Raw genomic sequence first — 23,750 nt, 5'->3', positions numbered from 1 at the left:
TCCTTATTTTAAGCTTTTCGCTTTTTCAAAGGCTTCATCAATGGTACCAACCATGTAGAAAGCCTGTTCAGGCAGCGAATCGCATTCACCGTCAACAATCATCTTGAAGCCGCGAATGGTTTCTGCCAGCGGTACATATTTACCAGGAGAACCGGTAAAGACCTCGGCAACGTGGAACGGCTGAGACAGGAAGCGCTCGATTTTACGAGCACGGGCAACAGCCTGTTTGTCTTCAGGAGACAGCTCATCCATACCCAGAATCGCAATAATGTCACGCAGTTCTTTATAGCGTTGCAGTGTTTGCTGCACGCCACGAGCTACGACATAGTGCTCTTCACCCACCACTTGTGGATCCAGCTGACGGCTGGTGGAATCCAGTGGGTCAACCGCAGGGTAAATACCCAGAGAAGCGATGTCACGTGACAGCACAACGGTAGAATCCAAGTGCTGGAAGGTTGTGGCAGGAGACGGGTCGGTCAAGTCATCGGCAGGAACGTAAACGGCCTGGATCGATGTAATAGAACCGGTTTTGGTAGAGGTAATACGCTCTTGCAATACACCCATTTCCTCGGCCAGTGTTGGTTGATAACCCACGGCAGAAGGCATACGACCCAGCAGCGCAGATACTTCGGTACCGGCCAGGGTGTAACGATAGATGTTGTCCACGAAGAACAGAATGTCACGACCTTCGTCACGGAATTTTTCAGCCATGGTCAGACCGGTCAGCGCCACGCGCAGACGGTTGCCTGGAGGTTCGTTCATCTGACCGAACACCATGGCCACTTTATCCAGAACGTTGGACTCTTCCATTTCGTGGTAGAAGTCGTTCCCTTCACGAGTACGTTCACCCACACCGGCAAACACGGACAGACCGGAGTGCTGTTTGGCGATGTTGTTGATCAGTTCCATCATGTTCACGGTTTTGCCCACACCGGCACCACCGAACAGACCCACTTTACCGCCTTTGGCAAACGGGCAGACCAGGTCAATCACCTTGATGCCGGTTTCCAGCAGCTCGACCGAAGGAGACAGTTCGTCAAATTTCGGTGCAGCCTGGTGAATTTCACGTTTTTCTTCGCTGGCGATCGGGCCGGCTTCGTCGATAGGACGACCCAGCACGTCCATGATGCGGCCCAGGGTGCCTTCACCGACAGGAACGGAAATAGCAGCGTTGGTGCGATCGACGGCCATGCCGCGACGCAGACCGTCACTGGAGCCCAGTGCAATCGTACGCACAACACCGTCGCCCAGCTGCTGCTGAACTTCCAGTGTCAAACCTTTCTCGGCGAATTTTGATTCGTTGTCCGCCAGGACAAGGGCTTCATAAACTTTTGGCATGTTGTCGCGTGGGAACTGAATATCCACGACGGCGCCGATGCACTGAACGATGGTACCGTTACTCATGTCGATTCCTTACTTAATAACGATTGAAAGATGCCGGGTCGCGCAACCTGTCGGTTACACCGCCGCCGCACCCCCCACGATTTCTGAAATTTCTTTGGTGATAGCTGCCTGACGGGTTTTGTTGTAAACCAGTTGAAGATCGCCAATCACTTTCTTCGCATTGTCCGATGCAGCCTTCATCGCCACCATCCGTGCCGACTGCTCTGACGCCATATTTTCTGCTACTGCCTGATACACCAGCCCTTCAACATAACGCGTCAGCAGATCATCGATCACCGATTTGGCATCGGGCTCGAAGATGTAGTCCCACTGATAGCTTGATTCAATCGCCGCCGCTTCATTATCAGACTTGACTGATCCCGCAACAAACGGATCAGCAAGACCATCCGGCAATGGCAGCAAACGCATGATCGTTGGCTCCTGCTTCATGGTGTTCACAAAATGCGTGGACGCCACGTACAGTGCATCAATCTTGCCATCGAGATAGTCGTCCAGTTGCACCTTCAGCGCGCCAATCAGACGATCCAGGTGCGGCTGATCACCCAGCTGCACTTCGTTGGAAACCAGATTGCTACCGATACGCGTCAGCAGACTCAATCCTTTATTGCCCAGGGCCGTTGTCTGAACTTTGATGCCCTTGGCTTCAAATTCCTTGAGACGCGCCAGCAGCAACCGGGAGATATTTGTATTCAGGCCGCCACACAGACCTTTGTCTGTGGTGACCAGCACTACACCTACTGCCTTGATATCTGTACGCTCTTCCATGTACGGATGACGGTAGTCAGGATGCGTTTGCATCATGTGTGCAGCGATTTCGCGTACTTTCTCGGCATAGGGACGGCTGGCACGCATTCTTTCCTGCGCCTTGCGCATTTTGGATGCTGCCACCATTTCCATGGCCTTGGTGATCTTGCGCGTGTTTTGCACGCTCTTGATCTTTGTACGAATTTCCTTGATTCCAGGCATTTCGCTTTCCTGTTAAACCAATTTCAGGAAGGTGCACGGCAACACGCCCTGCACCTCACGGACTAACTAACTTAGTATGAACCGCCAGATTTGAAGCCGGCAACGATATCTTTCAATGCTGCTTCGTCTTCTTTGGACAGTTCTTTCGTATCTTCGATACGGCCGATCAGATCAGCGTGCTTGCTCTTGAGCTCGTCTTTCAGGCCTTTCTCGAAGGACAGCACTTTCTCGACGTCAACTTCGTCCAGATAGCCATTGTTCACTGCGTACAGTGAAACGGCCAGTTCCCAAACCTGCAAAGGCTGATACTGAGGCTGCTTGAGCAGTTCTACCACGCGTTTACCACGTTCGAGCTGACGGCGTGTTGCGTCGTCAAGGTCGGAGGCAAACTGGGCAAAGGCTGCCAGCTCACGATACTGGGCCAGGTCGGTACGAATACCACCGGACAGTTTTTTGATGACTTTGGTTTGCGCAGCGCCACCAACCCGTGATACGGAAATACCGGCGTTAATCGCAGGACGCACACCGGCGTTGAACAGATCGGTCTCAAGGAAGATCTGGCCGTCGGTAATGGAAATCACGTTGGTAGGAACGAAGGCAGAAACGTCACCTGCCTGGGTTTCAATGATAGGCAGCGCTGTCAGAGAACCTGTTTTGCCTTTTACTTCACCGTTAGTGAATTTTTCTACGTAATTGGCGTTAACGCGAGCGGCACGCTCCAGCAGACGGGAGTGCAGATAGAACACGTCACCAGGATAGGCTTCACGACCAGGAGGACGACGCAGCAGCAGGGAAACCTGACGGTATGCCCAGGCTTGTTTGGTCAGGTCATCATAAACGATCAGTGCATCTTCACCGCGGTCACGGAAATATTCACCCATGGTGCAACCAGCGTAGGCAGACAGATACTGCATGGCAGCAGAGTCAGATGCCGTTGCGGCGACAACGATGGTGTATTCCAGCGCGCCCAGTTCTTCGAGCTTGCGCACCACGTTGTTGACGGTAGACGCTTTCTGACCGATAGCAACGTAAACGCAGGTTACGTTCTTGCCTTTCTGGCTGATGATCGCGTCGATGGCAACAGCTGTTTTACCTGTCTGACGGTCACCAATGATCAGTTCGCGCTGTCCACGGCCGATAGGTACCATGGAGTCGATTGATTTAATACCGGTTTGCAGAGGCTGAGAAACAGACTGACGATCGATAACGCCAGGTGCCACTTTTTCGATAATGTCGGTTGCTTTCGCATTGACCGGACCTTTACCGTCGATGGGCTGACCCAGCGCGTTTACCACGCGGCCGCGCAATTCGGGGCCAACGGGTACTTCAAGAATACGACCGGTGGTTTTGACCTGGTCACCTTCAGAAACGCCGGTGTAATCACCCAGAATAACGGCACCCACAGAGTCACGCTCGAGGTTCAGAGCAAGACCGTAGACGTTATTGGGGAACTCCAGCATTTCGCCTTGCATCACATCGGAAAGACCGTGGATACGTGTAATACCGTCGGTGACGGAAACAACCGTACCTTGCGTACGAACATCTGCAGAAGCGCCCAGGCCTTCAATACGGCTTTTGAGCAGTTCGCTGATTTCTGACGGATTGAGTTGCATGTTCAGACTCCTGAAATCCTGTTATGTATGGCGCTTAGTGAGCCGCCAGTGTGTCGCGCAGGCGGCTCAACTGAGCCTGCACGGAAGTATCTAATACCTGATCGCCTACTGTTACGCGAACGCCACCGATAAGCGACGAATCAACGGTAACAACCGGCTTCAGTTTAACGCCGAATTTTTTCTCCAGCCCGGCAATCAATTCCTGCACCTGGGCTTCGGACATCTCGAAAGCACTGGTGATTTCTGCTTGTGCAGTTCCATCATTGCGGTTTCTGAGCGCCTCGAACTGCTCGGCGATGTGTGGCAGGAGCAAAAGACGATCGTTTTCGATGAGCAGGTCTACGAAATTGCGCATTGGCTGCGACAAGGTCGTTTTGAGCAGGCCCAGAAAAACGTCTTCTTTTGTTTTTCTTTCCAGTTGCGGATCTGACATCGCTTCACGCACATCTTTCAGACCAGAAAGCTGCGCGAGCTCATTGACGGCATCCGACCATGCAGCAAGACCTGCCGGATCATTTTTCGCAGAGGCAAAAAGCGCCTCGGCGTACGGACGGGCAACGGTTGATAGTTCTGCCATGGTATTTCCGAATTAAAGCTGTGCCTTGAGTTGGTTCAGCAACTCGGCATGCGTCTGAGGATTGACTTCGCGCTTGAGAATCTGCTCTGCGCCTTTGACGGCAAGGGCAGCTACTTCATCACGCAGGCTGTCCCGTACACGCTGCACTTCACGCTCGGCGTCCTGCTGAGCCTGAGCGATGATGCGTGAACGTTCCGTTTCAGCTTCTCCGCGGGCAGCGTCAACAATTGATGCGGCATGTTTTTCAGCGTCCTGCAAGCGGGCATGTGTTTGCTGCTTGGCGTCGGCTTCGATCAGACTGATACGAGCCTGGGACTGAGCGAGATCCGCTTTGCCTTTGTCGGCGGCAGCCAAACCATCGGCAATCTTCTGACGACGTTCTTCAATGGCCTTGATCAGCGGAGGCCACACGAATTTCATCGTGAACCACGCCAGCACAAAAAAAACGAGCGTCTGGAAAAAGAGCGTCGCGTTTAAATTCACGGTCGTTTCCCTTCAAATATGGGCGGTTTCGCCTGGGCGAAATCCTGAAATTTACTTGAACTGTTTGTCATTGGCGAACCCTGAAAATCAGGGTTCGCTATTCCATCTTGTTCACCACCATCCGAAGATGGCCTTACGTCTTGTTATCAGGCACCAAATGGGCTTGCAAACGCGAACAGCATGGCGATACCAACACCGATCAGGAACGCAGCGTCGATCAGACCAGCCAACAAGAACATTTTAGTTTGCAGAACGTTCATCAGTTCTGGCTGACGAGCGGATGCTTCGAGGTATTTACCGCCCATGATACCGATACCGATACACGCGCCGATAGCGCCCAGGCCGATGATGAAAGCGCAAGCAAGAGCAACGAAAGCTGCTGTGGTCATGACTACTCCTTGTGGTTATGAACCTAAAACAATTTAAAGATGGAAAATTACTGCTTAAAATTTGGCAGACCGGGTATGGATTGCCGATCTGCCGACTACGGCATAACAGAACCTGCTATGACGAAACCTTAGTGGCTCTCATGTGCCTGACCAAGATATACCAGGGTCAGCATCATGAAAATGAAGGCCTGAAGCAGGATGATCAGAATATGGAAAATAGCCCATATTGATCCGGCCAGTACCTGACCGACTCCAAGCCCGATATTCATCGCGGAAAAACCGGTCCAGGCACCACCCAAGAGGGCGATCAGCATGAACAGCAGCTCACCGGCGAACATGTTACCGAACAACCGCATACCGAGAGACACGGTTTTAGCGGCGTATTCGATCAGATTGAGCAACAAGTTGAATGGCGACAACAGCACCGCAGCAAAGCCATGCGCATGGAATGGCGCAGTGAACAGATCTTTCACGAAGCCGCCGGCACTCTTGATTTTGATACCGTAGTAAATAGACAGCAACAGCACAGCCAGAGACATTCCCATCGGAACGTTCAGGTCGGCAGTAGGAAGAATACGATGATAATACAGTGGACCGGGTGCATGATGGTCACCAGCCAGTCCCAGCCAGCCCAGAACAGAACCAGGCAGATCAACCGGGAGAAGGTCCAGCGTGTTCATCAGCGTGACCCACAGGAACACGGTAAGTGCCAGTGGCGCGATGAACTTGCGTGATACTTCGTTATGAACAATGCTTTTTGCCTGATCGTTGACCATATCAACAACCATTTCGACGCCCGCCTGGAAACGGCCGGGAACGCCATTGGTGGCGCGACGAGCGGCCAGCCATAACAGGAATACGACAACCAGACCCGTGGCCAGAGACCAGAATACGGAATCGTAATTGATAACACTCATATCCAGAATACTGGTTTGAGGATGACCCGTATTGTTCAGGTGTGCCAGGTGATGCTGGACATAAGCTGACTGAGGCGATACTTCGGCAGATGCAGCCATTTAGTACGTACTCCAAATAAGCAGCCCACTCAGGCTGCATTTTGATTTATCCCATTTATGCCTGACTACCTGAGTTTATTCAACACAAGCAGCAGTACATACCCCTTCAATACAACAACAAGCCCAATCAGCAACGCAGGCCAGACAAGGTAGGCTCCCGCGAACCTGACCACCAGGGCCAGCATTGCCAGTGTGCCGCCAATCTTCAGCGCTTGCGCCCAAAAGAACGTAAGTGCACCGGCGTTAGCCTGACTGTAAATCTTTACAAGCATATGAAGAGCAGCGAACGAGGAGGGGATCAGATAAGCCAAGCCCCCGGCCAGCGCAGATAGCGCTGCATAGCCCCCCGCGACAAGCCAGCTTACAAGTGCTGTCAGCAGCAGCAATGCTGCCTGCGCCAACACCATATTAACCAGCCCCCTTGCCGCCCTTGCGTTCATTCTGGCCCGCTCTTGTGGAGTCAGACTCAGTGGACGCGCTTCCTGTGGCGTTGTTTGTGCTTTTTCTGACATTACCGGCGCAGCCTTTCCCACTGCGTTATGTTGGTTATTGGCAACGGGCGTATCGGTAGACACCCCGGATTGCAAAACCGACCCTTCCGGCAAATGCTTCGTACGATCTGGCGTGATGACTTTTGATGGATGACTCATGCCCGATGGATGATTCATTATTTAAGCCCCCGCGCCGTCCATAACGGTTTTAGCATTCAGTTAAGCCATAGAAGTATATCGTATATTTCAAGTCATAGGCAAGACGCGGGGATGTTTTCTTACATATTATTGAAGGCAGGCGCACGCTTGCCAACGAAGGCGTCCATCCCTTCTTTCTGGTCTTTCGTCGCAAACGTTGCGTGAAATACACGGCGTTCAAACAACAAGCCCTGCTCAAGTGTTGTTTCCAGCGCCACATTAACGCATTCCTTGGCCATCATCAGCGTGGTTTGGGACATACCGGCCATGCCCTGCGCAATTTTGATTACTTCCTCAAGGAAATTCTCTACCGGCAGCACGCGCGCGACCAGCCCGGCACTTTCCGCCTCCTTGGCGTCCATCATCCTGCCGGTAAGCACCAGATCCATGGCCTTGGCCTTACCCACGGCGCGAGTGAGTCGCTGCGTGCCGCCCAGACCGGGGATCGTACCCAGTTTGATTTCGGGCTGACCGAAGCGGGCGCTTTCGGCCGCATAAATGGTGTCGCACATCATGGCAAGCTCGCAGCCGCCGCCCAGGGCATAACCCGAGACGGCCGCAATAACCGGCTTGCGAATGACATTCTTCATGGTCTCCCAATCGCCGCCAATATAATTGCTTTTGTAGACATCCATATAGTCCCAGTCTTTCATGGCGGAAATGTCGGCACCCGCAGCAAACGCCTTGTCGGTCCCGGTCAGGACAATCACATTCACACTGCTGTCTGCCTGCATGGCCAGCAGCGCCTGGCTGAGCACCTGCATCAGCTCATTGCTAAGCGCATTCAGCACCTTGGGGCGATTGATGGTAATGACGCCGACTGCGCCTTCTGTACGCGATACGACAAGTTCTTCAGACATACTTCGGTCTCCCTAAGAGTATTCGGATCTTCACTGAAATTATGTCGAATATTGTAGCCATTGAATGGTCGAAAAACGACAAACCTTCGGTTTTTGCTATAGTTACTGACTTAACCCCAAATTTTACCGAGTCAGTATGCCTTCCGTTTCCTATCAGATCACGCCCGCCGACCCCGCCGCCCATTATTTTGATGTCCAGATCACCATTGACAATCCTGACCGCAAGGGCCAGATTGTGTCACTGCCGGCATGGATTCCGGGAAGCTATCTGATTCGGGATTTTTCCAGGCACATTCACAGCCTGACGGCCAAAACCGGCAGATCGCCACTGGCCGTCACCAAGCTGGATAATCACACCTGGCAAATCGCGCCCTGCTCCCGGCGTCTGACCCTGAACTATCGCGTGTATGCCTGGGATCTGTCGGTGCGTTGCGCTCATCTGGATCAGACCCACGGCTTTTTCAATGGCACCAGCGTTTTTCTGAAAGTGCACGGCCGCGAAAAACAACCTTGCCAGGTAACGATTGAAGCAGGCAACAGTACCCGCCATTGGCGCGTCTATACCAGCCTGCGGCCCGCCCGCCGGGGCCGCCGGACGACGCTGCCTCATCGCTTCGGCGTATACGAAGCGCCCGACTATGATGCCCTGGTAGATCATCCGGTCGAAATGGGCACACCTCACGTAGAAACATTTACCGTGAGCGGCGCCCGGCATGAAATGGTATTCACCGGCGTATTGCCCAACGTGGACTTCAAGCGCATTGCACGTGATACCGCAAAAATCTGCGAGACCCAGATCCGCTTTTTTGAACCGCAAAGCCAGCGTGCACCCTTTCTGGACAGCGCCGATCGCTATGTGTTCATGACTTATGTGACCGGCAAAGATTACGGTGGCCTGGAGCATCGCGCCTCTACGGCACTGGTGGCATCGCGCCAGGACCTCCCGGTGATCGGTAACGACGCACGCAGCGAGGGCTATACCGGTTTTCTTGGCCTCGTCAGCCACGAATATTTTCATACCTGGAATGTCAAGCGCATCAAGCCGCAGGCCTTTGTTCCCTATGACCTGTCGCGCCCCAACCTGACCAGCCTGCTGTGGATTTTCGAAGGCTTCACTTCGTACTATGACGACCTGATGCTGCTGCGTGCCGGCGCTATTGATGAAAAAGACTACCTGCGACTGCTGGCCAAAACCATCACCGGCGTACATCGAGCACCAGGTCGCTTCAAACAGAGCGTAGCCGACAGTTCCTTTGATGCATGGAATCGCTATTACCGCCAGGACGAAAGCTCCATCAACAACATTGTCAGCTACTACACCAAGGGCTCCCTGGTCGCACTGGCACTGGATCTGAGCATTCGCAACGCCACCGGCAATCGCAAGTCGCTGGACGATGTCATGCGATTGTTGTGGGATCGCTTTGGTCGGCGCTTCTACCAATCACGCCAGCACGGCGTGCAGGAACATGAATTTGCCGGCCTGCTCAAGCAGGCAACCGGGGTCGATCTACAGGCCTTTATTGAAACGGCTACGATACAAACAGAAGATTTACCCCTGGCATCGCTGCTGGCAAAACAAGGCGTCCAGCTGTCGTGGCAGACCGAGAGTCGCACACCGGGCATTGGCGCCAACCTGCGGGCTACAGCCAGCGGCGAGCCGGGCCTGGTGCAGGTCATCGAAGGCGGCGCGGCGCATGCAGCAGGCCTGTCTGCCGGCGATATCCTGCTGGCCATGGACGGCCTGCGTATTGAAGCAGCAAGCTGGGATAAGCTGCTGGAACGTTATCAGCCCGGACAGCAGGTTGTGATTCATTATTTCAGACGTGATGAGCTGCGCAGTACGCAACTCACGCTGCAGGAGCCCGCTAATGACAAATGCAATTTAACCAGGCAACCTGCCAGCCAGCACTAATCATTAACGATTGCTTGAATGAGCGATCGTTTGAATTAACGATCGCGTGCTGCGCATACCGGGCACGCAGGATTGCGCTCCAGCTGCAGCGTTTGCCATTGCATGGATAAGGCATCGAGCATCATCAGCCGACCACGCAGATTGTCTCCCGCATCCAGCAGCGTTTTGATGGTTTCAGCTGCCTCGACGCTGCCGATAATACCAACCAGCGGCGCAAAGACACCCATGGTGGCGCAATTGTCTGTAGGCAAATTATCCGAGGGGGGAAAGGCGCAGGCGTAACAGGGCGCGTCATGGTGACGGGTATCAAACACCGTCACCTGACCGGCAAAGCGAATGGCAGCACCCGACACAAAGGGCTTGGACTGCGCCACACATACTTCGTTGATGGCCTGACGTGTGCGGAAATTATCAGTGCAGTCGACGATAATATCCACCCCGGCAAGCAACTGCCCAAGACGGTCGGTATCGACCCGCTCAACAACGGTTTCCACCACACAATCGGGATTGATCTCGGCAATGGCGACCCGCGCCGATTCAGCCTTGCTCTGACCGATACGAGCCGTGGTATGGATAATCTGACGCTGCAGATTGGATAGTTCAACCTGATCGTCATCTACCAGCACCAGCCGACCGATCCCGGCGGAGGCCAGATACGCGGCCACCGGCGAACCCAGACCACCCAGTCCCAGGATCAGCACGGAACTGGCCAGCAGCTTTTCCTGCCCCTCAATGCCGATCGCATCCAGCATCAGATGTCGCGCGTATCGCAGCAGCTGCTTGTCTTCCATTTGCTACTTTCCTGCTGGCTGAGCGGGTGCAGCCGGTTTGACCGTATTGGCCGGCGCCTTGCTGTCAGCAGGCTGTGGCGCAGAAGGTGCGGCCCTGTCCCGCTGATCGGCATCCGCAGGCTCGGGTGCTTGCTGTTTGTCACCCTGCCCCGCTGCCGGTTTGGCGCCAGAGGTCGCGTCAACAGACTTTTCCTCTGCCTTTCTTTCTTTTTCGGTCAACGACTTCTCGGCAACCGGCGCCCCACCCTTAACCGGCCGATCCAGCAGCTTGTTCACTGCCTGCGCCAGTTGAAAATCGCCCGTTGAGCCGAATTCAAAGACCTCCCGCTCTTCTGCCGTCTCATCGGCCTTGATTGAGGTCGTGCCCTTGACTTCGCCACCTTCACCCGCCTGATCATTGCTCAAATGCTCAGCCAGATCCGCTTCGCGCGGGAAGCTGAACAGATCGCCTTTTTCAGTGTCCGTCACCACGATGTCCGGAACAATGCCGGTGGCCTGAATGGAACGCCCCGAAGGCGTGAAATAGCGCGCTGTGGTCAGCTTGAGCGCCGTATTATCGTCCAGCGGCATCACGACCTGAACCGAGCCCTTGCCGAAACTGCGGTTCCCCATCACGGTCGCCCGCTTATGGTCCTGCAGCGCGCCGGCGACAATTTCAGCCGCCGATGCTGAACCCACGTTGATCAGTACCACCATGGGAACGGTTCGGGTCCAGGAGGGCAGCTCTTTCAGATAATCACTCGCGTTATGAACGTAGTCCTGCGGATCCGCCTTGAACACATGTGAATCCTGGTCACCACGCGATTTGGTGGACACCACATTGATACCCGGTTTGAGGAATGCCGCCGATACACCGATGGCGCCGGTCAGCAATCCGCCCGGATCGTTACGTAAATCAAGCACCAGCCCTTTCGGTTTACCCTTGGCGTCCAGCTGCTTCAGGTGAGTTGCCAGATCGGGACCGGTACGTTCCTGAAATTGCGATATACGCACATAGGCAATCGAATCAGGCAGCATTTTGCTGCGCACGCTTTGTACCTTGATCACCGCGCGGACCAGGTCAAAATCCAGCTGTTTGCCGGTAGAGGGACGGCTGACCGACAGCTTGATCGGCGTACCCACATCTCCCCGAAGATTTTTCACCACATCGTTCAGCGGCTTGCCTTCCATGCTTTCGCCATTGATGCCGGTAATAATGTCGCCAGGCTGAATACCGGCCTTGGCGGCGGGCGTATCCTCAATAGGAGAAATAATTTTCACGAAGCCTTTTTCGGGACCGATTTCAATACCCAGCCCGCCGAACTCGCCATCGGTAGAGACGCGCATCTCTTCATATTCAAGCGCATCCAGATAGGCCGAATGCGGATCCAGATCCTGAACCATCCCCTTAATGGCAGACTCGATCAGTTTCTGGTCATCTACCGGTTCTACGTAGCTGTTTTTGATCGCGGCATACACGCGCGCGAAACGCTGCAGTTCGGCAAAGGGCAGGGATTCTTCGGCAGGCAGCGGGGCATGCGTCTCGGGCGCGGGGGTTTGCCGCAGCGGATTAGCAGGTTTCTGCTGAGCCAACGCCAGCGGCGAATAGGCGATACCAGCCTGAAGCAACCCGACGATAATTACATATGACAACTGGCGCACTGCAAACAATTTCATAGCATTTTCCGGATAAATGAGCGGCACCGCTACCGGGCCAGCCAGCTCACTGGGTCTACGGGGGTAGACCCTTGTCTGATTTCAAAATAAAGACCAGGGTCCACCTGCCCCCCTGTCGCTCCGACACGGGCAATGGTCTCACCAATGCGTACGCGGTCGCCTACCCTTTTGCTCAGGCTCTGATTGTAACCATACACGCTCAGATAGCCATTCTGATGTTCCACAATAATGAGATTACCAAATCCCTGAACCCATGAGGCATACACCACGTTGCCGCTGCCTACGGCCTTGACGGGTGTGCCACTGCCAGCGCGAATCAGAATACCGCGCCAGACGTCGCCCGTATCAGGACGGGGCGTGCCGAAGCGCCCCTGCACACTGCCGCGCACAGGCCAGGGCGCGCCGCGCTGCAAGCCGGCACTGCCTGAAGATGCCTCGGCGGCCGCCTTGCGCTCATCTTCACGTGCCTTCTGGGCCAGTTGTACTTGCTCTTCGGCTCTGAGCCGCGCCAGACGGGCCTTCTCGCGATCAATTTCAAGATTTTCCCGCTGTATTCGCGCCTGCGCCAACTGCTCACGGGCGGCGGCCGCAGAACGGCTGGCCGCGTTCAGGTCGGGTGCCGGCTGCACGCCCGCGCCGGCAGAGGGTGCGTTTTCTCGCGCGCGACGCAGCGCCTCTGTTTGTTCCTCGGCCGTCATATAAGCACGCTGCTCCGCTTCCCGAGCCGCCTGTGCCTGACGCGCAGCCTGTTCGGCTCGTCTGGCCGCCAACGCTGCCTGCTGGGCAGCCTGTCTTGCCGCCTGTTCGCGAGCCTGCTGCAGCGCCTTGCGTCTTGCTGCCTCGCGTGCCTCCCGTTCAATCGCAGCGCGACGAATGGCTTCGCGCTGTTTGACAATGCTGCTCTGAATATCGTCGATAAGCGCGTTCAGGCGCTTGTCGTCGCGTGCCAGCTTGCTGGCCTGTGAACGTCGCGCCGTCAGATCGGCTTCGACCCTGGCCAGCACGGCTGCATGCTTTTGTTTTTCCTGCTCCAGATCTGCCTTGTTTTTTTCTGCTTCATCAGCCAATCCCTGCAGCGTTTTCTGGTGATCGGCCACCTTCTTTTTAACCGCATCAAGGCGGGCAATTTCAGTGTTCAGCGCAACCACGGCCTGGGTTCTGGCCTTGGCCACGTAACTAAGATAAGTGAGATCGCGACCGATTTTCTGAGCATCATCGCCGGAAAGCAATGCCGCCCATGGCGAAACACCATGGGTGTACTGGGATTTGAGTTGCTCAGCCAGTTCCTCGCGCCGCTGTTCCATCAGCGCCTGCTGGCCGCCCTGCTCCTTGCGCAGGTCATCGAGCTCTCTCTCGGTCTTGTCGCGCTGGCTATCCAGATCGTCCAGCCGGGCATTGAGCCGGGAAATTTCGGTTTCGGACTGACGCAGCGATTCTGTAACATCCTTGCGGTCGCTTTCAGACTCGTCAATCCGCTTCTGCACCTCCGAGATTTTTTCCTGAAGGTCCCGCCGCAACTGTTCGGCATTCTGCTGCTGCTTGGTCAGCGTCGAGATAGACTGCGCTCCCGCTGACCCGCCGGCCAGCAGGGCCAGACAGGCTAGCGTTGCGCTGCCCAGCACGCGCAATGACGACAAGGAACCGGCCCCACTCATGATGCCTTCCCTAAAACCGGCATGCAGACAGAAGACGCAACATGTGCGAGACCTGGGTCACGTTAGTCCTTTTTGGCTTTTCCCTGAGCCGCAACTGCCGCCATGGCTGCAGCGATGGCTTCCTGATCGCCCAGATAGTAGTGTTTAATGGGCTTGAGATTTTCATCCAGCTCATAAACCAGCGGCTGGCCGGTGGGAATATTCAGATTGACGATGTCGTCTTCAGAGACCTGATCCAGATGCTTGATCAGCGCACGCAGACTATTGCCATGGGCTGAAATAAGCACATTACGACCTGCTTTGATCGCTGGCGCGATGGATTCATTCCACAGCGGCAGTACCCGTGCCACCGTGTCTTTCAGACATTCGGTAGCCGGCAGATCGGCCGCATCAATACGGCTGTAGCGCGCATCAAAGCGCGGATGACGTTCATCATCACCGTCCAGCGGCTCGGGTGCGATGGCATAGGCCCGGCGCCATATCAGCACCTGCTCATCACCATATTTCCGGGCGGTTTCCGCCTTGTTCAACCCCTGCAATGCGCCATAATGGCGTTCATTCAGGCGCCAGCTGGAATGCACCGGCGTATACATGGCATCCATGGCATCGAGCGCAATCCAGAGGGTGCGGATGGCACGCTTTAACACAGATGTGAATGCCAGATCGAAGGTGTAACCTTCTTTTTTGAGCAGCTCGCCGGCTTCCCAGGCCTGCTTCCTGCCGGTTTCCGTCAGATCGACGTCTTTCCAGCCGGTGAACCGGTTTTCAAGATTCCACTGGCTCTCGCCGTGGCGCATTAACACTAGCTTATACATTGTTGATTCCCGCAAGACAAACTGAAAACTGTTTCGGGTTGAATATCAGCCCGCTACGCGCCTGCGTCCGGGGTCAACCATTAATTTTCCTCTATTTTACAGAACTCTTATCGCGAATAGGCCAGCTATTTTATAATCAGTAAATTCAGCGTTTCAAAAACGCATTTTCAGGATTCATTGTGGATTTTCTTTTTTACCAGAACTCGATTTACTTTCTCATTTTTCTGCTGGTCTCGGCCGGACTGCTGCTTTTTCCCCTGTTGCGCCAGCAAGGCAAAGGCAATACCGGGTTAAGCGTCAAAGATGCAGTTAACCTGGTCAACCGTGAAAACGCGGTATTCGTTGATCTGCGACCTGCCGATAGCTATCGCAGCGGCTCCATCCCGTCTGCCCGCAACCTGCCGGCCGCCGATTTTGAACAGAAAGCCGGCACCCTGCCGCGTAACAAGCCGCTGATTCTGGTATGCGACAATGGCCGTGAATCGGCCAAAATGGCGGGTGTGCTGCGCGGCAAGAATACCGAGAATGTGTATACGCTGGCCGGTGGCATGGGTGCCTGGAAGGCTGACGGCATGCCCGTCAAGCAGCACGCCTAGACATTACTGACGCCGCCAGACGTCCCCCCTATCCTTTGCGACTCAGAGAACAGATAAAAGGCTCATGATGAAAAAAGTGACCATGTATTACAAGGTAACCTGCCCGTATTGCGTGCGCGCAGAAAGATTATTGCGTGAACGCGGCGTGAATGATCTCGAAAAAATCAGCATTGACACAAATCGGGAGCAGCGGGCTGCTATGATTGAACGATCCGGCGGACGCACAACCGTGCCGCAAATCTTCATTGATCAAACGCATATCGGCGGCTGTGACGATCTGATGGCACTTGACCGCGACGGCAAACTGGTTACCATGCTGGGTGCATAACCTGGGTGCATAACCCGCTTATTTTTGACATTTACATCAATTAGGAAGTTATATGGCTGACGAAAACAACGCTGCATCGAACAACGAGGCGACAAGCACAGATCCGGTATTTGCGATGCAACGCGTGTATCTCAAAGACCTTTCCCTGGAAATGCCGAATGCACCGCAAATCTTCCTGGAACAGGAAACACCGACAGTGGAAGTGTCCCTGAACGTCGGCGGCGAGCGTCTGGCCGAAACGGTTTTTGAAGCGACAGTAACGGTGACCATCACCACCAAGATCGGTGAGAAAACGCTGTATCTGGTTGAAGGTACGCAGGCAGGCATTTTTGAAATTGCCAATGTGCCTGAAGAGCAGTTCGAACCACTCATTGGTATCGTCTGCCCAACCATGCTGTTCCCGTACCTGCGCGCCAACGTAGCTGACGCCATCAACCGTACCTCACTGCCTCCGCTGCACCTGGCAGAAGTGAACTTCCAGGCATTGTATGAGCAACGCGCACAGGAAGCACAAAACCAGGCCGGCGGTAACGGCTCGCCAGACAGCGGTTCAGGCATCTACGTGCCACCCGGTACCACACGTCAATAAGTCGTCATGACGCCTGCGCCCTCGCCATTATCATTGCACGTGCTGGTTCTTGGCGCAGGCAGCTGGGGCACAGCGCTGGCGCATGCCGCATGCAATAATGCCCAGACCATGGTCTGGGCGCGCGACCCGGATACCGCCAGACATATCAACCAGCAGCATCGCAATCCGCGCTATCTGCAGGATATTCCCCTTCCCCCTGCCTTACTGGCCAGCGACAATCTTGAGCAGGCGTTCGCCTTTCTGCAAGATGCGTCATCCTCTCTGATCATCCTTGGTACGCCGGTCGCCGCAATGGAGCAGACCTGTACGATTCTGCGCGAGCACCTGCCCGCCGCGAACCTGCAGACAACGCCCGTACTATGGACCTGCAAGGGCTTCGAGCAGAAAACGGCGCGCCTGCCCCATGAGGTGGTACAGGCCGTTCTTGGCGAAATCGTCCCATATACCGGTGTACTGTCCGGCCCCTCGTTTGCTCGCGAAGTCGCGCAGGGCCTGCCGGTGGCTCTCACTGTGGCAAGCCGCCATGAGTGCGTAAGAACACAGGCCACGCAAGCCCTGCATGCTGGCAATACCCGTATTTATCGCAGCCATGATGTGGTTGGCGTTGAAGTCGGCGGCGCCATGAAAAACGTCATCGCGATCGCTTGTGGCATTGCCGATGGGCTGGCGCTGGGCATGAATGCACGAGCCGCACTCATTACCCGCGGGCTGGCCGAAATGAGTCGCCTGGGCCTGGCGCTGGGTGGTGATGCCACCACCTTCAGCGGACTCACCGGGCTGGGCGACCTGGTCCTCACGGCGACCGGAGATCTGTCGCGCAACCGGCAAGTGGGCGTCGCGCTGGGTCAGGGTCAGGACCTTGAAACCATCCTGTCGTCGGGCATGACTGCGGAAGGCGTACGCTGCGCCCATGCTGCCCTTACCCGCGCACGCGGGCTAAATATTGATATGCCGATTACCGAAGCCGTTTGCGCCGTGCTGTTCGATGGCGTACCCGCGCTGCAGGCGGTCTCCCTGCTGCTGTCACGCGAATCACGCAGCGAATAAGCGCTCCCGGCGGCGCGCTCAGGCTTAACGTACCGCCCGTTTGATGGAACTGACCGGCACCAGCGTGTCGCCTGCCGCATTCTGCCTGACCGGCCGACTCCAGGCATGCCCATAGGCCACCTCTAATGACAAGCGCAATAAGCCGTCTTCGCCACGCCCCGCTTCCAGGGCCTCGCGAAGCCGCTGGTACCAAGCCCGCCCTTTCAGCCCGTCGCCTCGCGCTTCGCTCGGATTGCCGCCCAGCCCGCGTACATCTTTAAGCAGGGCATCCACCGTACGATAGGTCAGCGTAATCACTTCCTGATCCATCACCGGATCCATGAAGCCGTTTTCCAGAAGGATGTCGCCGAAATCATGCATATCCACAAATTGCATCGTCTGGGTCCGGATACCGGCTGCCGCGACAGCACTGCGCACTTCGCGAAAGGTCCCGGGACCAAGACAGGAGAACATGGCAAGGCCGCTGTTACTCAGCACCCGACGCCATTCGCGAATCACGTCATGCGGTTGCTGATGCCAGTGCAGCGCCAGATTGGACCAGACCATATCGACCGACTCGGGTGCGATCGGCATGGCTGCCATATCCGCGAGCAGAAAAGAGAAACCTTGCCGGCCCTTGAGTTTTTGCACAATGGATTTGAGCCCTTTGGACACGAACTGGCTCTGGCAGTGCTCGATAAACGGTGCGCAGTGGTCCACACCAATGATGGATGCCTGTGGGTAGCGTGCCGCCAGCAGATGCAGCGAATTGCCCGGGCCGCAACCGGCATCGACGATTCGCTCGGGGCTCACTTTGATATACCCCAGGCGGTCGATCATGCGCGTGGCGATTTCATCATGGAAAAAGCTAGCGTCTTCCAGCAAGCCACGGCGGGCAAACTGCTGACGCACATGCGTCATGTTAATGGACAGCCGGGAAGCCGAATGAATTAGCTGGGACATTGGTATCACAAACCCGATTGATGCCAGATATGCGTTCTGGCAGATTATGCAATCTGTCATTGTAATGAAGGTAACCCTCCATGGCTGCTACCGGGCCGCTTTCCCTGCGATTTTCCTATTTAGGCAGGCGCCTGAATACTGCGCTTGGGGTCCCATGCGCGCTCTGCACAGGCGTGGCGCCCGGTGGCGTACTGTGTCCCGGATGCACAAGCGATGTGCAGTATTCCATGCTCCATCACCCCTGGCGTTGCCCGCGTTGCGCACTGGCGCTGCCAGCAGAAGGGCCATGCCCGGATTGCGCCGACCAGACGCCATCGCTGGAAAAAGTCATCGCCGCCTTTGACTATGTGCATCCGGCCGACAGCCTGATTCTGCGTTACAAGAATGCCCGTCAGTTCCATCTGGCCAGCGCTTTTGCGGCGCTGGCGCAGAACGCCATCCGGCACGAGAGCCAGCGCAACGGCATACCGCCATGGCCGCCCCGCACCCCCCTGATCCCGATTCCCGGTAGTGCGCACTCACTGCGACGGCGCGGTTTTAATCCAGCAGGCGAGTTCGCCAGTCAACTGGGCCGATTAATGAACATGCCGGTGTGGCACACACTGCTGTACCGGGAACCAGATCATCTGAAGCAAAGTACGCTGAACCGCCGCCAGCGACGCGCCAATACCGCTCATTTGTATTATTGCGCTCGCAATATTCAGGCACCCTGCGCGGTACTGGTTGACGATGTACTCACCACCGGCAACACGCTCCATACCGCAGCCCAGGCGCTGATCGCCGCCGGGGTACAACGGGTCTTTGCCGTTGCTATCGCAAGAACGCCCTATGTGGCCCGAGATAAAGCGGACGGTATTGGCTTGCCGGACACCCTCGCCCTTCCCCGGTAAAAAGCAGCGCAACGCCGATCCGGCAAAACCGAATCGGGGTTTTCCATTATTTTCTCAATAATCAGGAATAGTTTGTTTGATTATTGAGAAATTGCAGTTATTCTGCGTTTCTCTTCTTCTTTTCCGGCAAGGTCATGCTTTCTCAATCGGACAAAGGTGGCGCTGATCGCGCGCTTTATATTCTGTCGGTTTTCGCCAAAATCGAGCGCCCTGTCACCGTCGCCGAGCTGATGACCATAACCGGTTTGGCACAAAGCACGCTCTATCGCCAACTGACACTACTGAAGAAATGGGGGTTTGTGTTCGAGTCCCAGGGTCTGTATATGCCTGGCCCAGGATGCCTGCCGCTGGCGTGGGGGTTCAACCAATCGTCGTTTCTGCTGCAGCATGCGCGCAGAGATATGCTGGCCCTGTCCACTCAGACAGGAGAGTCGGTAGGGATACTGGTCGCGCTGGATGCGATGGCGGTCTGCCTGGATATGGTAGAGAGCACCAGTTCCCTGCGCTGTTCCTTCGTCAAGGGGCGTTCTCTGCCGCTGATCCGGGGAGCATCGGCCAAATCGCTGCTGGCCTTTATGCCTGCTGCTAAACAGCAGGTAATTGTGCAGGAAGCTGTGCAGCAGAATTTATTGACTGAAACGCAAGCTGCACAACTGGCAACAGATCTGCAGCAAATTCAGCAGCAGGGATTTGCCGTTTCCGAAGGTGAAGTCGACGACGGGGTTTGGGGCGTCAGCGCCCCGCTGTTTCAGCACCAGCGGATTGCTCTTGGATCCATTACGCTGATGGCACCCACTGCCCGGGCCCTGCCACGCAGTCAGCAACTCATTGATGCAACCGTGAAGGCTGCAGCCAATATTTCAACCACGCTTAAAGCACTACTGGTTTAACTCACGAGAAGGAACTTCCATGAAGACATTTTTTCTTACCGGTCTGCTGGCTCTTGGCCTGGCAGCACCCACCCTTTCCGCCGCTGCCGATGCGCCACTGCGCGTCGTTACCGACGCCACCTTTCCTCCCATGGAGTTTTACCAGGACGGCAAGCCGACTGGCTTTGATATTGAGCTGATTCATGCGCTGGGCAAGGAAATGAACCGCCCGATAGAATTGACCAATATTGACTTCAAAGGCCTGGTGCCTGCCATTGTATCCGGTCGAGCAGATGCTGCCATTTCGGGCATTTACATTACGCCCGAGCGCAAAAATGTGGTGGACTTTACCGATTCCTACTATGCGGGTGGCCTGGTCGTCCTGACCAGGAAAGACAACAATATCAAAAACCTGAAGGACCTGGATGGCAGAAAAGTATCGGTTCAGGTTGGAACCAAATCGGTCAACTATCTGACCGAGCATTTCCCCAAAGTCAACCGCGTCGAAGTGGAGAAGAATGAGGAAATGTTCAACCTGGTCAAAATTGGCCGCGCCGATGCTGCGGTTACTGGCCGGCCCGCTGCCAAGCTCTATGCCCAGCATAACCCGGACTTCGTTGTCCTGGACGAGCAGATCACCACCGAAGAATACGGTATTGCCGTGAGCAAATCACAGACGCAAACGCGCGATGCGCTGAACGCAGCACTGAAGAAGCTTCGCGACAATGGCTCTTATCAGAAAATTGTGGATAAATGGTTTGAGGCCAAATCATGAATCTGGATTTCTCTCCTGTCCTGGCCGGCTGGGAACCGTTGCTGCGCGGAACCCTGGTCACCATTGAAGTAACCGCCGGTGCACTGCTGCTCTCGTGCTGTGTCGGTCTGCTCATCGGCATCGGGCGTCTCAATCCCGAGCGCAAATTCATCTATATGCTGTGCAGCACCTATCTCACGATTTTCCGCGGCACCCCACTGCTCGTGCAGTTGTTCATCTGGTTCTTCGGGCTGCCACAATTTGGTATTCTTTTGCCGGCCTATATGTGCGGCGTACTGGGACTGGGCATGTATTCTGCTTCGTATGTATCCGAAGTGGTGCGTGGCTCGATTCAGTCCGTAGACAAGGGCCAGGGCGAAGCCGCCCGGTCGCTGGGCATGTCCGCGCGCCAGGCCATGCGTAAAATCATTTTGCCGCAGGCATTGGTGCGCATGATCCCGCCGCTGGGCAATGAGTTTATTGCTCTTATCAAAAACTCGGCTCTGGTGTCGCTGCTGACGATTCATGATGTCATGCATGAAGGCCAGAAAATTATCAGCGTGTCCTATCGCTCGCTTGAAACCTATCTTGTCATCGCGCTTATATATCTGGTATTGACCGCCACCGCCATGTTCATATTGCGCAAAGTGGAAAACTCACTCAAAGCAGGAGGAATGGTGCAATGACGTCTTCCATGATTCATCTTGATCGCGTTGAAAAATACTACGGCGATCATCAAGTGCTCAAGGGCGTGACCCTGGATATTGCGCGTTCCTCTGTCGTGGTTCTGATCGGCCCCAGCGGTTCCGGCAAAAGCACCCTGTTGCGCTGCTGTAATGGTCTGGAAACGGCGCAGAAAGGCAATATCACGATTAACGGACAGGCGCTGCTGGATGACGGCAAACTGATTGCCGAAAAGGATTTGAATGCATTGCGCATGAACGTAGGCATGGTGTTCCAGTCGTTCAATCTGTTCCCCCATCTGTCGGTACTGGACAACGTCACGATCGCGCCGAAAACGCTGAAAAAAACCTCTGACGCCGATGCACAAAAGCTCGCCCTGTCGTTACTGGAAAAAGTGGGCTTGAAAGATAAAGCCCAGGCAATGCCCGCGAGTCTCTCGGGCGGACAGAAACAGCGTGTGGCCATTGCCCGGGCGCTGGCCATGGAGCCGGAAGTGATGCTGTTTGACGAGCCCACCTCGGCGCTGGATCCAGAGCTTGTCGGCGAGGTGCTGCAGGTTATGAAAATGCTGGCCAGCGAAGGCATGACCATGCTGGTTGTGACCCACGAGATGGGTTTTGCCCGCGATGTCGCCGACAAAGTGGTGGTCATGGATCATGGGGTGATTCTTGAAGAAGATACCCCCTCTGTTATTTTCACTCAGCCAACGCATGAACGTACCCGTTCATTTCTGCAGGCCGTCCTGAACGCTTAAATTTCACTTAACATAATGACAAATGCACTATTTTCCTGGCAAGGCAGAGTGGACGCTGCCGAGCGCGGCGATACCTGCCGACTGCATCAAATTGCCCAGCCACTGGGCGATGAGCTGCCCGCTGCACTGAACGGACAAGCCGTTGTATTGGGTTTTTGCTGCGACGAAGGCGTCAGCCGCAATCATGGGCGTATCGGTGCCCGTCTGGCTCCCGATCATGTACGCCGGGCGCTGGCCGGCCTGCCCGCTCATCGACTGCAACAGCTCTATGACGCCGGTGACATTCATTGCACGGACAACAATCTGGAATACGCGCAAAGCCAGCTGGCAAACCGGATTGCCAGCCTGCTCAACACCTCGTCCCGCCTGGCCGTCATTGGTGGCGGTCACGAAATCGCCTATGGCAGTTATCTGGGACTGGATCAGCATCTACAGGCAACCGCGCAGCCGGGTACCGTACTGGTGCTGAATCTGGATGCTCATTTTGATTTGCGCACCAGCCGACCAGCCAGCTCGGGCACACCGTTCGATCAGATACTGGAACATGCAGCACAACACGGCCGCTCTGTCCGGTATTGCTGCCTGGGCGTCTCACTCCTATCCAATACACCGGCACTGTTTGAGCGGGCCCGGGAGCTGGATGTCGCCTATTTGCAAGACACACAGATGCAGGAAAGCCAGTTGCCGCAAATCCGTGAATTTCTGGCTGCACAATTACAGGATGTGGCGCATCTTTATCTGACGATTGATATGGACGTGCTACCCGCCTGGCAGGCACCCGGTGTATCGGCACCCGCCGCTTACGGCGTCAGCCTGTCAGTCATCGAAACTATTCTGGGCATGGCACGGGAATCAGGCAAGCTGCGCCTGCTGGATATCGCGGAGATCAACCCCGAATATGACCATGACGGACTGACAGCAAAAACCGCTGCAAGGCTGATCTGGCGGTATCTGCAACCGGCAGGATAAACACAACCGCCCCTAGCTGCCTGCCACAAACCCTAATTGCCGCCAGGCCTCGTAACTGACGATGGCCACGGCATTGGACAGATTCAGGCTCCGGTTATTCGGCAACATCGGGATTCTCAGGCGTTCACCATCGGCAATGGTGGCCATCACTTCAGGCGCAAGACCGGTGGTTTCCGCGCCAAAAAGCAGTACGTCTCCGTCCTGAAACGCCACCTCGGTATAGGCGCGCGTACCTTTGGTTGTGATGGCAAAAATCCGCTGATCCGGCACGCTGGCCTTAAACGCCGCGTAGTCCGGGTGAATCGTCACTTTGGCCAGATCATGATAATCCAGCCCCGCCCGCCGCATTTTGGCATCATCAATACGAAACCCCATGGGCTCAATCAAGTGCAGCCAGCAGCCGTTGTTGGCAATCAATCGAATAATATTACCGGTGTTGGGTGCAATTTTTGGTTCGAACAGCGCAATATGGAGCATGGGATAACGTCAATGGAGGAACAAG

Annotated in this window: 26 protein-coding genes; 11 read left to right on the top strand and 15 right to left on the bottom strand. The window is 55.4% G+C overall.

Features of this window, described 5'->3' with window-relative positions; genetic code table 11:
* Window positions 1-3 precede the first annotated feature (3 nt).
* From atpD to MIM_RS03855, 9 genes are all read right to left on the bottom strand, one after another.
* Window positions 4-1,404, bottom strand: coding sequence for a F0F1 ATP synthase subunit beta (gene atpD, locus MIM_RS03895; protein ID WP_025371455.1), 1,401 nt, complete (start codon window positions 1,402-1,404; stop codon window positions 4-6).
* Window positions 1,405-1,458: 54 nt separating this feature from the next.
* Entirely contained in the window at window positions 1,459-2,370 is a 912-nt protein-coding gene (atpG, locus tag MIM_RS03890; RefSeq protein WP_025371454.1) for a F0F1 ATP synthase subunit gamma, read from the bottom strand.
* A gap of 71 nt (window positions 2,371-2,441) precedes the next feature.
* Window positions 2,442-3,983, bottom strand: a complete 1,542-nt coding sequence (atpA, locus tag MIM_RS03885; RefSeq protein ID WP_025371453.1) for a F0F1 ATP synthase subunit alpha — start codon at window positions 3,981-3,983, stop codon at window positions 2,442-2,444.
* Window positions 3,984-4,017: 34 nt separating this feature from the next.
* Window positions 4,018-4,560, bottom strand: coding sequence for a F0F1 ATP synthase subunit delta (locus tag MIM_RS03880; protein WP_025371452.1), 543 nt, complete (start codon window positions 4,558-4,560; stop codon window positions 4,018-4,020).
* A gap of 12 nt (window positions 4,561-4,572) precedes the next feature.
* Window positions 4,573-5,043: a F0F1 ATP synthase subunit B gene (locus MIM_RS03875; RefSeq protein WP_024005178.1), complete on the bottom strand. Its 471-nt coding sequence runs from the start codon at window positions 5,041-5,043 to the stop codon at window positions 4,573-4,575.
* 146 nt (window positions 5,044-5,189) lie between these two features.
* Window positions 5,190-5,432, bottom strand: a complete 243-nt coding sequence (gene atpE, locus MIM_RS03870; RefSeq protein WP_014749574.1) for a F0F1 ATP synthase subunit C — start codon at window positions 5,430-5,432, stop codon at window positions 5,190-5,192.
* Between the two features lie 128 nt (window positions 5,433-5,560).
* A complete protein-coding gene (gene atpB / locus MIM_RS03865) occupies window positions 5,561-6,448 on the bottom strand; it encodes a F0F1 ATP synthase subunit A (RefSeq protein WP_025371451.1) in 888 nt (295 codons plus the stop codon).
* A gap of 65 nt (window positions 6,449-6,513) precedes the next feature.
* On the bottom strand, window positions 6,514-7,116 hold the full coding sequence (locus MIM_RS03860; protein WP_084458910.1) for an ATP synthase subunit I: 603 nt from the start codon (window positions 7,114-7,116) through the stop codon (window positions 6,514-6,516).
* A gap of 101 nt (window positions 7,117-7,217) precedes the next feature.
* Window positions 7,218-7,997 carry an enoyl-CoA hydratase gene (locus MIM_RS03855; RefSeq protein WP_025371449.1) on the bottom strand — a complete coding sequence of 260 codons (780 nt, stop codon included), beginning with the start codon at window positions 7,995-7,997 and terminating at the stop codon, window positions 7,218-7,220.
* Between the two features lie 136 nt (window positions 7,998-8,133).
* On the opposite strand from MIM_RS03855, the gene MIM_RS03850 reads away from it, so the two are divergent.
* A complete protein-coding gene (locus MIM_RS03850; protein WP_025371448.1) occupies window positions 8,134-9,909 on the top strand; it encodes a M61 family metallopeptidase in 1,776 nt (591 codons plus the stop codon).
* Window positions 9,910-9,944: 35 nt separating this feature from the next.
* Here MIM_RS03850 and MIM_RS03845 read toward each other — a convergent pair whose 3' ends face one another.
* From MIM_RS03845 to gpmA, 4 genes are all read right to left on the bottom strand, one after another.
* Window positions 9,945-10,700 (bottom strand): HesA/MoeB/ThiF family protein, encoded by a 756-nt coding sequence (locus tag MIM_RS03845; RefSeq protein WP_025371447.1) that lies wholly within the window; start codon window positions 10,698-10,700, stop codon window positions 9,945-9,947.
* Window positions 10,701-10,703: 3 nt separating this feature from the next.
* Window positions 10,704-12,356 (bottom strand): S41 family peptidase, encoded by a 1,653-nt coding sequence (locus MIM_RS03840; protein WP_025371446.1) that lies wholly within the window; start codon window positions 12,354-12,356, stop codon window positions 10,704-10,706.
* Between the two features lie 29 nt (window positions 12,357-12,385).
* Window positions 12,386-14,011, bottom strand: coding sequence for a murein hydrolase activator EnvC family protein (locus tag MIM_RS03835; protein ID WP_052342267.1), 1,626 nt, complete (start codon window positions 14,009-14,011; stop codon window positions 12,386-12,388).
* Between the two features lie 62 nt (window positions 14,012-14,073).
* Window positions 14,074-14,826, bottom strand: coding sequence for a 2,3-diphosphoglycerate-dependent phosphoglycerate mutase (gene gpmA / locus MIM_RS03830; RefSeq protein ID WP_025371444.1), 753 nt, complete (start codon window positions 14,824-14,826; stop codon window positions 14,074-14,076).
* Window positions 14,827-15,005: 179 nt separating this feature from the next.
* Here gpmA and MIM_RS03825 point away from each other — a divergent pair, with 179 nt between their 5' ends.
* The 4 genes from MIM_RS03825 to MIM_RS03810 all read left to right on the top strand — a co-directional run bounded on the left by MIM_RS03825 (window position 15,006) and on the right by MIM_RS03810 (window position 17,386).
* Window positions 15,006-15,422 carry a rhodanese-like domain-containing protein gene (locus MIM_RS03825; protein WP_042069935.1) on the top strand — a complete coding sequence of 139 codons (417 nt, stop codon included), beginning with the start codon at window positions 15,006-15,008 and terminating at the stop codon, window positions 15,420-15,422.
* 67 nt (window positions 15,423-15,489) lie between these two features.
* On the top strand, window positions 15,490-15,750 hold the full coding sequence (gene grxC, locus MIM_RS03820) for a glutaredoxin 3 (RefSeq protein ID WP_025371442.1): 261 nt from the start codon (window positions 15,490-15,492) through the stop codon (window positions 15,748-15,750).
* Window positions 15,751-15,802: 52 nt separating this feature from the next.
* Window positions 15,803-16,339 carry a protein-export chaperone SecB gene (gene secB, locus MIM_RS03815; protein ID WP_025371441.1) on the top strand — a complete coding sequence of 179 codons (537 nt, stop codon included), beginning with the start codon at window positions 15,803-15,805 and terminating at the stop codon, window positions 16,337-16,339.
* A gap of 6 nt (window positions 16,340-16,345) precedes the next feature.
* The gene (locus MIM_RS03810) at window positions 16,346-17,386 is read left to right on the top strand and encodes an NAD(P)H-dependent glycerol-3-phosphate dehydrogenase (RefSeq protein ID WP_025371440.1); all 1,041 of its coding nucleotides are present in this window, start codon (window positions 16,346-16,348) and stop codon (window positions 17,384-17,386) included.
* Between the two features lie 24 nt (window positions 17,387-17,410).
* Here the strand turns inward: MIM_RS03810 and MIM_RS03805 are convergent, their stop codons facing one another.
* Entirely contained in the window at window positions 17,411-18,328 is a 918-nt protein-coding gene (locus tag MIM_RS03805) for a methyltransferase domain-containing protein (RefSeq protein ID WP_025371439.1), read from the bottom strand.
* 80 nt (window positions 18,329-18,408) lie between these two features.
* Between MIM_RS03805 and MIM_RS03800 the strand changes: the two genes are divergently transcribed.
* The 6 genes from MIM_RS03800 (at window position 18,409) to hutG (ending at window position 23,248) form a co-directional block, all read left to right on the top strand.
* On the top strand, window positions 18,409-19,218 hold the full coding sequence (locus MIM_RS03800) for a ComF family protein (RefSeq protein ID WP_025371438.1): 810 nt from the start codon (window positions 18,409-18,411) through the stop codon (window positions 19,216-19,218).
* 134 nt (window positions 19,219-19,352) lie between these two features.
* A complete protein-coding gene (locus MIM_RS03795; protein WP_025371437.1) occupies window positions 19,353-20,108 on the top strand; it encodes an IclR family transcriptional regulator in 756 nt (251 codons plus the stop codon).
* Window positions 20,109-20,127: 19 nt separating this feature from the next.
* A complete protein-coding gene (locus MIM_RS03790; RefSeq protein ID WP_025371436.1) occupies window positions 20,128-20,862 on the top strand; it encodes a transporter substrate-binding domain-containing protein in 735 nt (244 codons plus the stop codon).
* Window positions 20,859-21,527, top strand: coding sequence for an amino acid ABC transporter permease (locus MIM_RS03785; protein WP_025371435.1), 669 nt, complete (start codon window positions 20,859-20,861; stop codon window positions 21,525-21,527). The genes MIM_RS03790 and MIM_RS03785 overlap by 4 nt, the downstream gene beginning before the upstream one ends.
* On the top strand, window positions 21,524-22,279 hold the full coding sequence (locus MIM_RS03780) for an amino acid ABC transporter ATP-binding protein (protein ID WP_281178004.1): 756 nt from the start codon (window positions 21,524-21,526) through the stop codon (window positions 22,277-22,279). The genes MIM_RS03785 and MIM_RS03780 overlap by 4 nt, the downstream gene beginning before the upstream one ends.
* A gap of 15 nt (window positions 22,280-22,294) precedes the next feature.
* Window positions 22,295-23,248 (top strand): formimidoylglutamase, encoded by a 954-nt coding sequence (gene hutG, locus MIM_RS03775; protein WP_025371433.1) that lies wholly within the window; start codon window positions 22,295-22,297, stop codon window positions 23,246-23,248.
* Window positions 23,249-23,260: 12 nt separating this feature from the next.
* Here hutG and MIM_RS03770 read toward each other — a convergent pair whose 3' ends face one another.
* Window positions 23,261-23,725, bottom strand: a complete 465-nt coding sequence (locus MIM_RS03770; RefSeq protein ID WP_025371432.1) for a tRNA (cytidine(34)-2'-O)-methyltransferase — start codon at window positions 23,723-23,725, stop codon at window positions 23,261-23,263.
* Between the last annotated feature and the right edge of the window lie 25 nt (window positions 23,726-23,750).

This window comes from Advenella mimigardefordensis DPN7, assembly GCF_000521505.1.
GTDB classification, from domain to species: domain Bacteria; phylum Pseudomonadota; class Gammaproteobacteria; order Burkholderiales; family Burkholderiaceae_B; genus Advenella; species Advenella mimigardefordensis.
The sequence above is the reverse complement of the archived record's forward strand: the minus strand, read 5'-3'. Positions and strand labels throughout refer to the sequence as shown.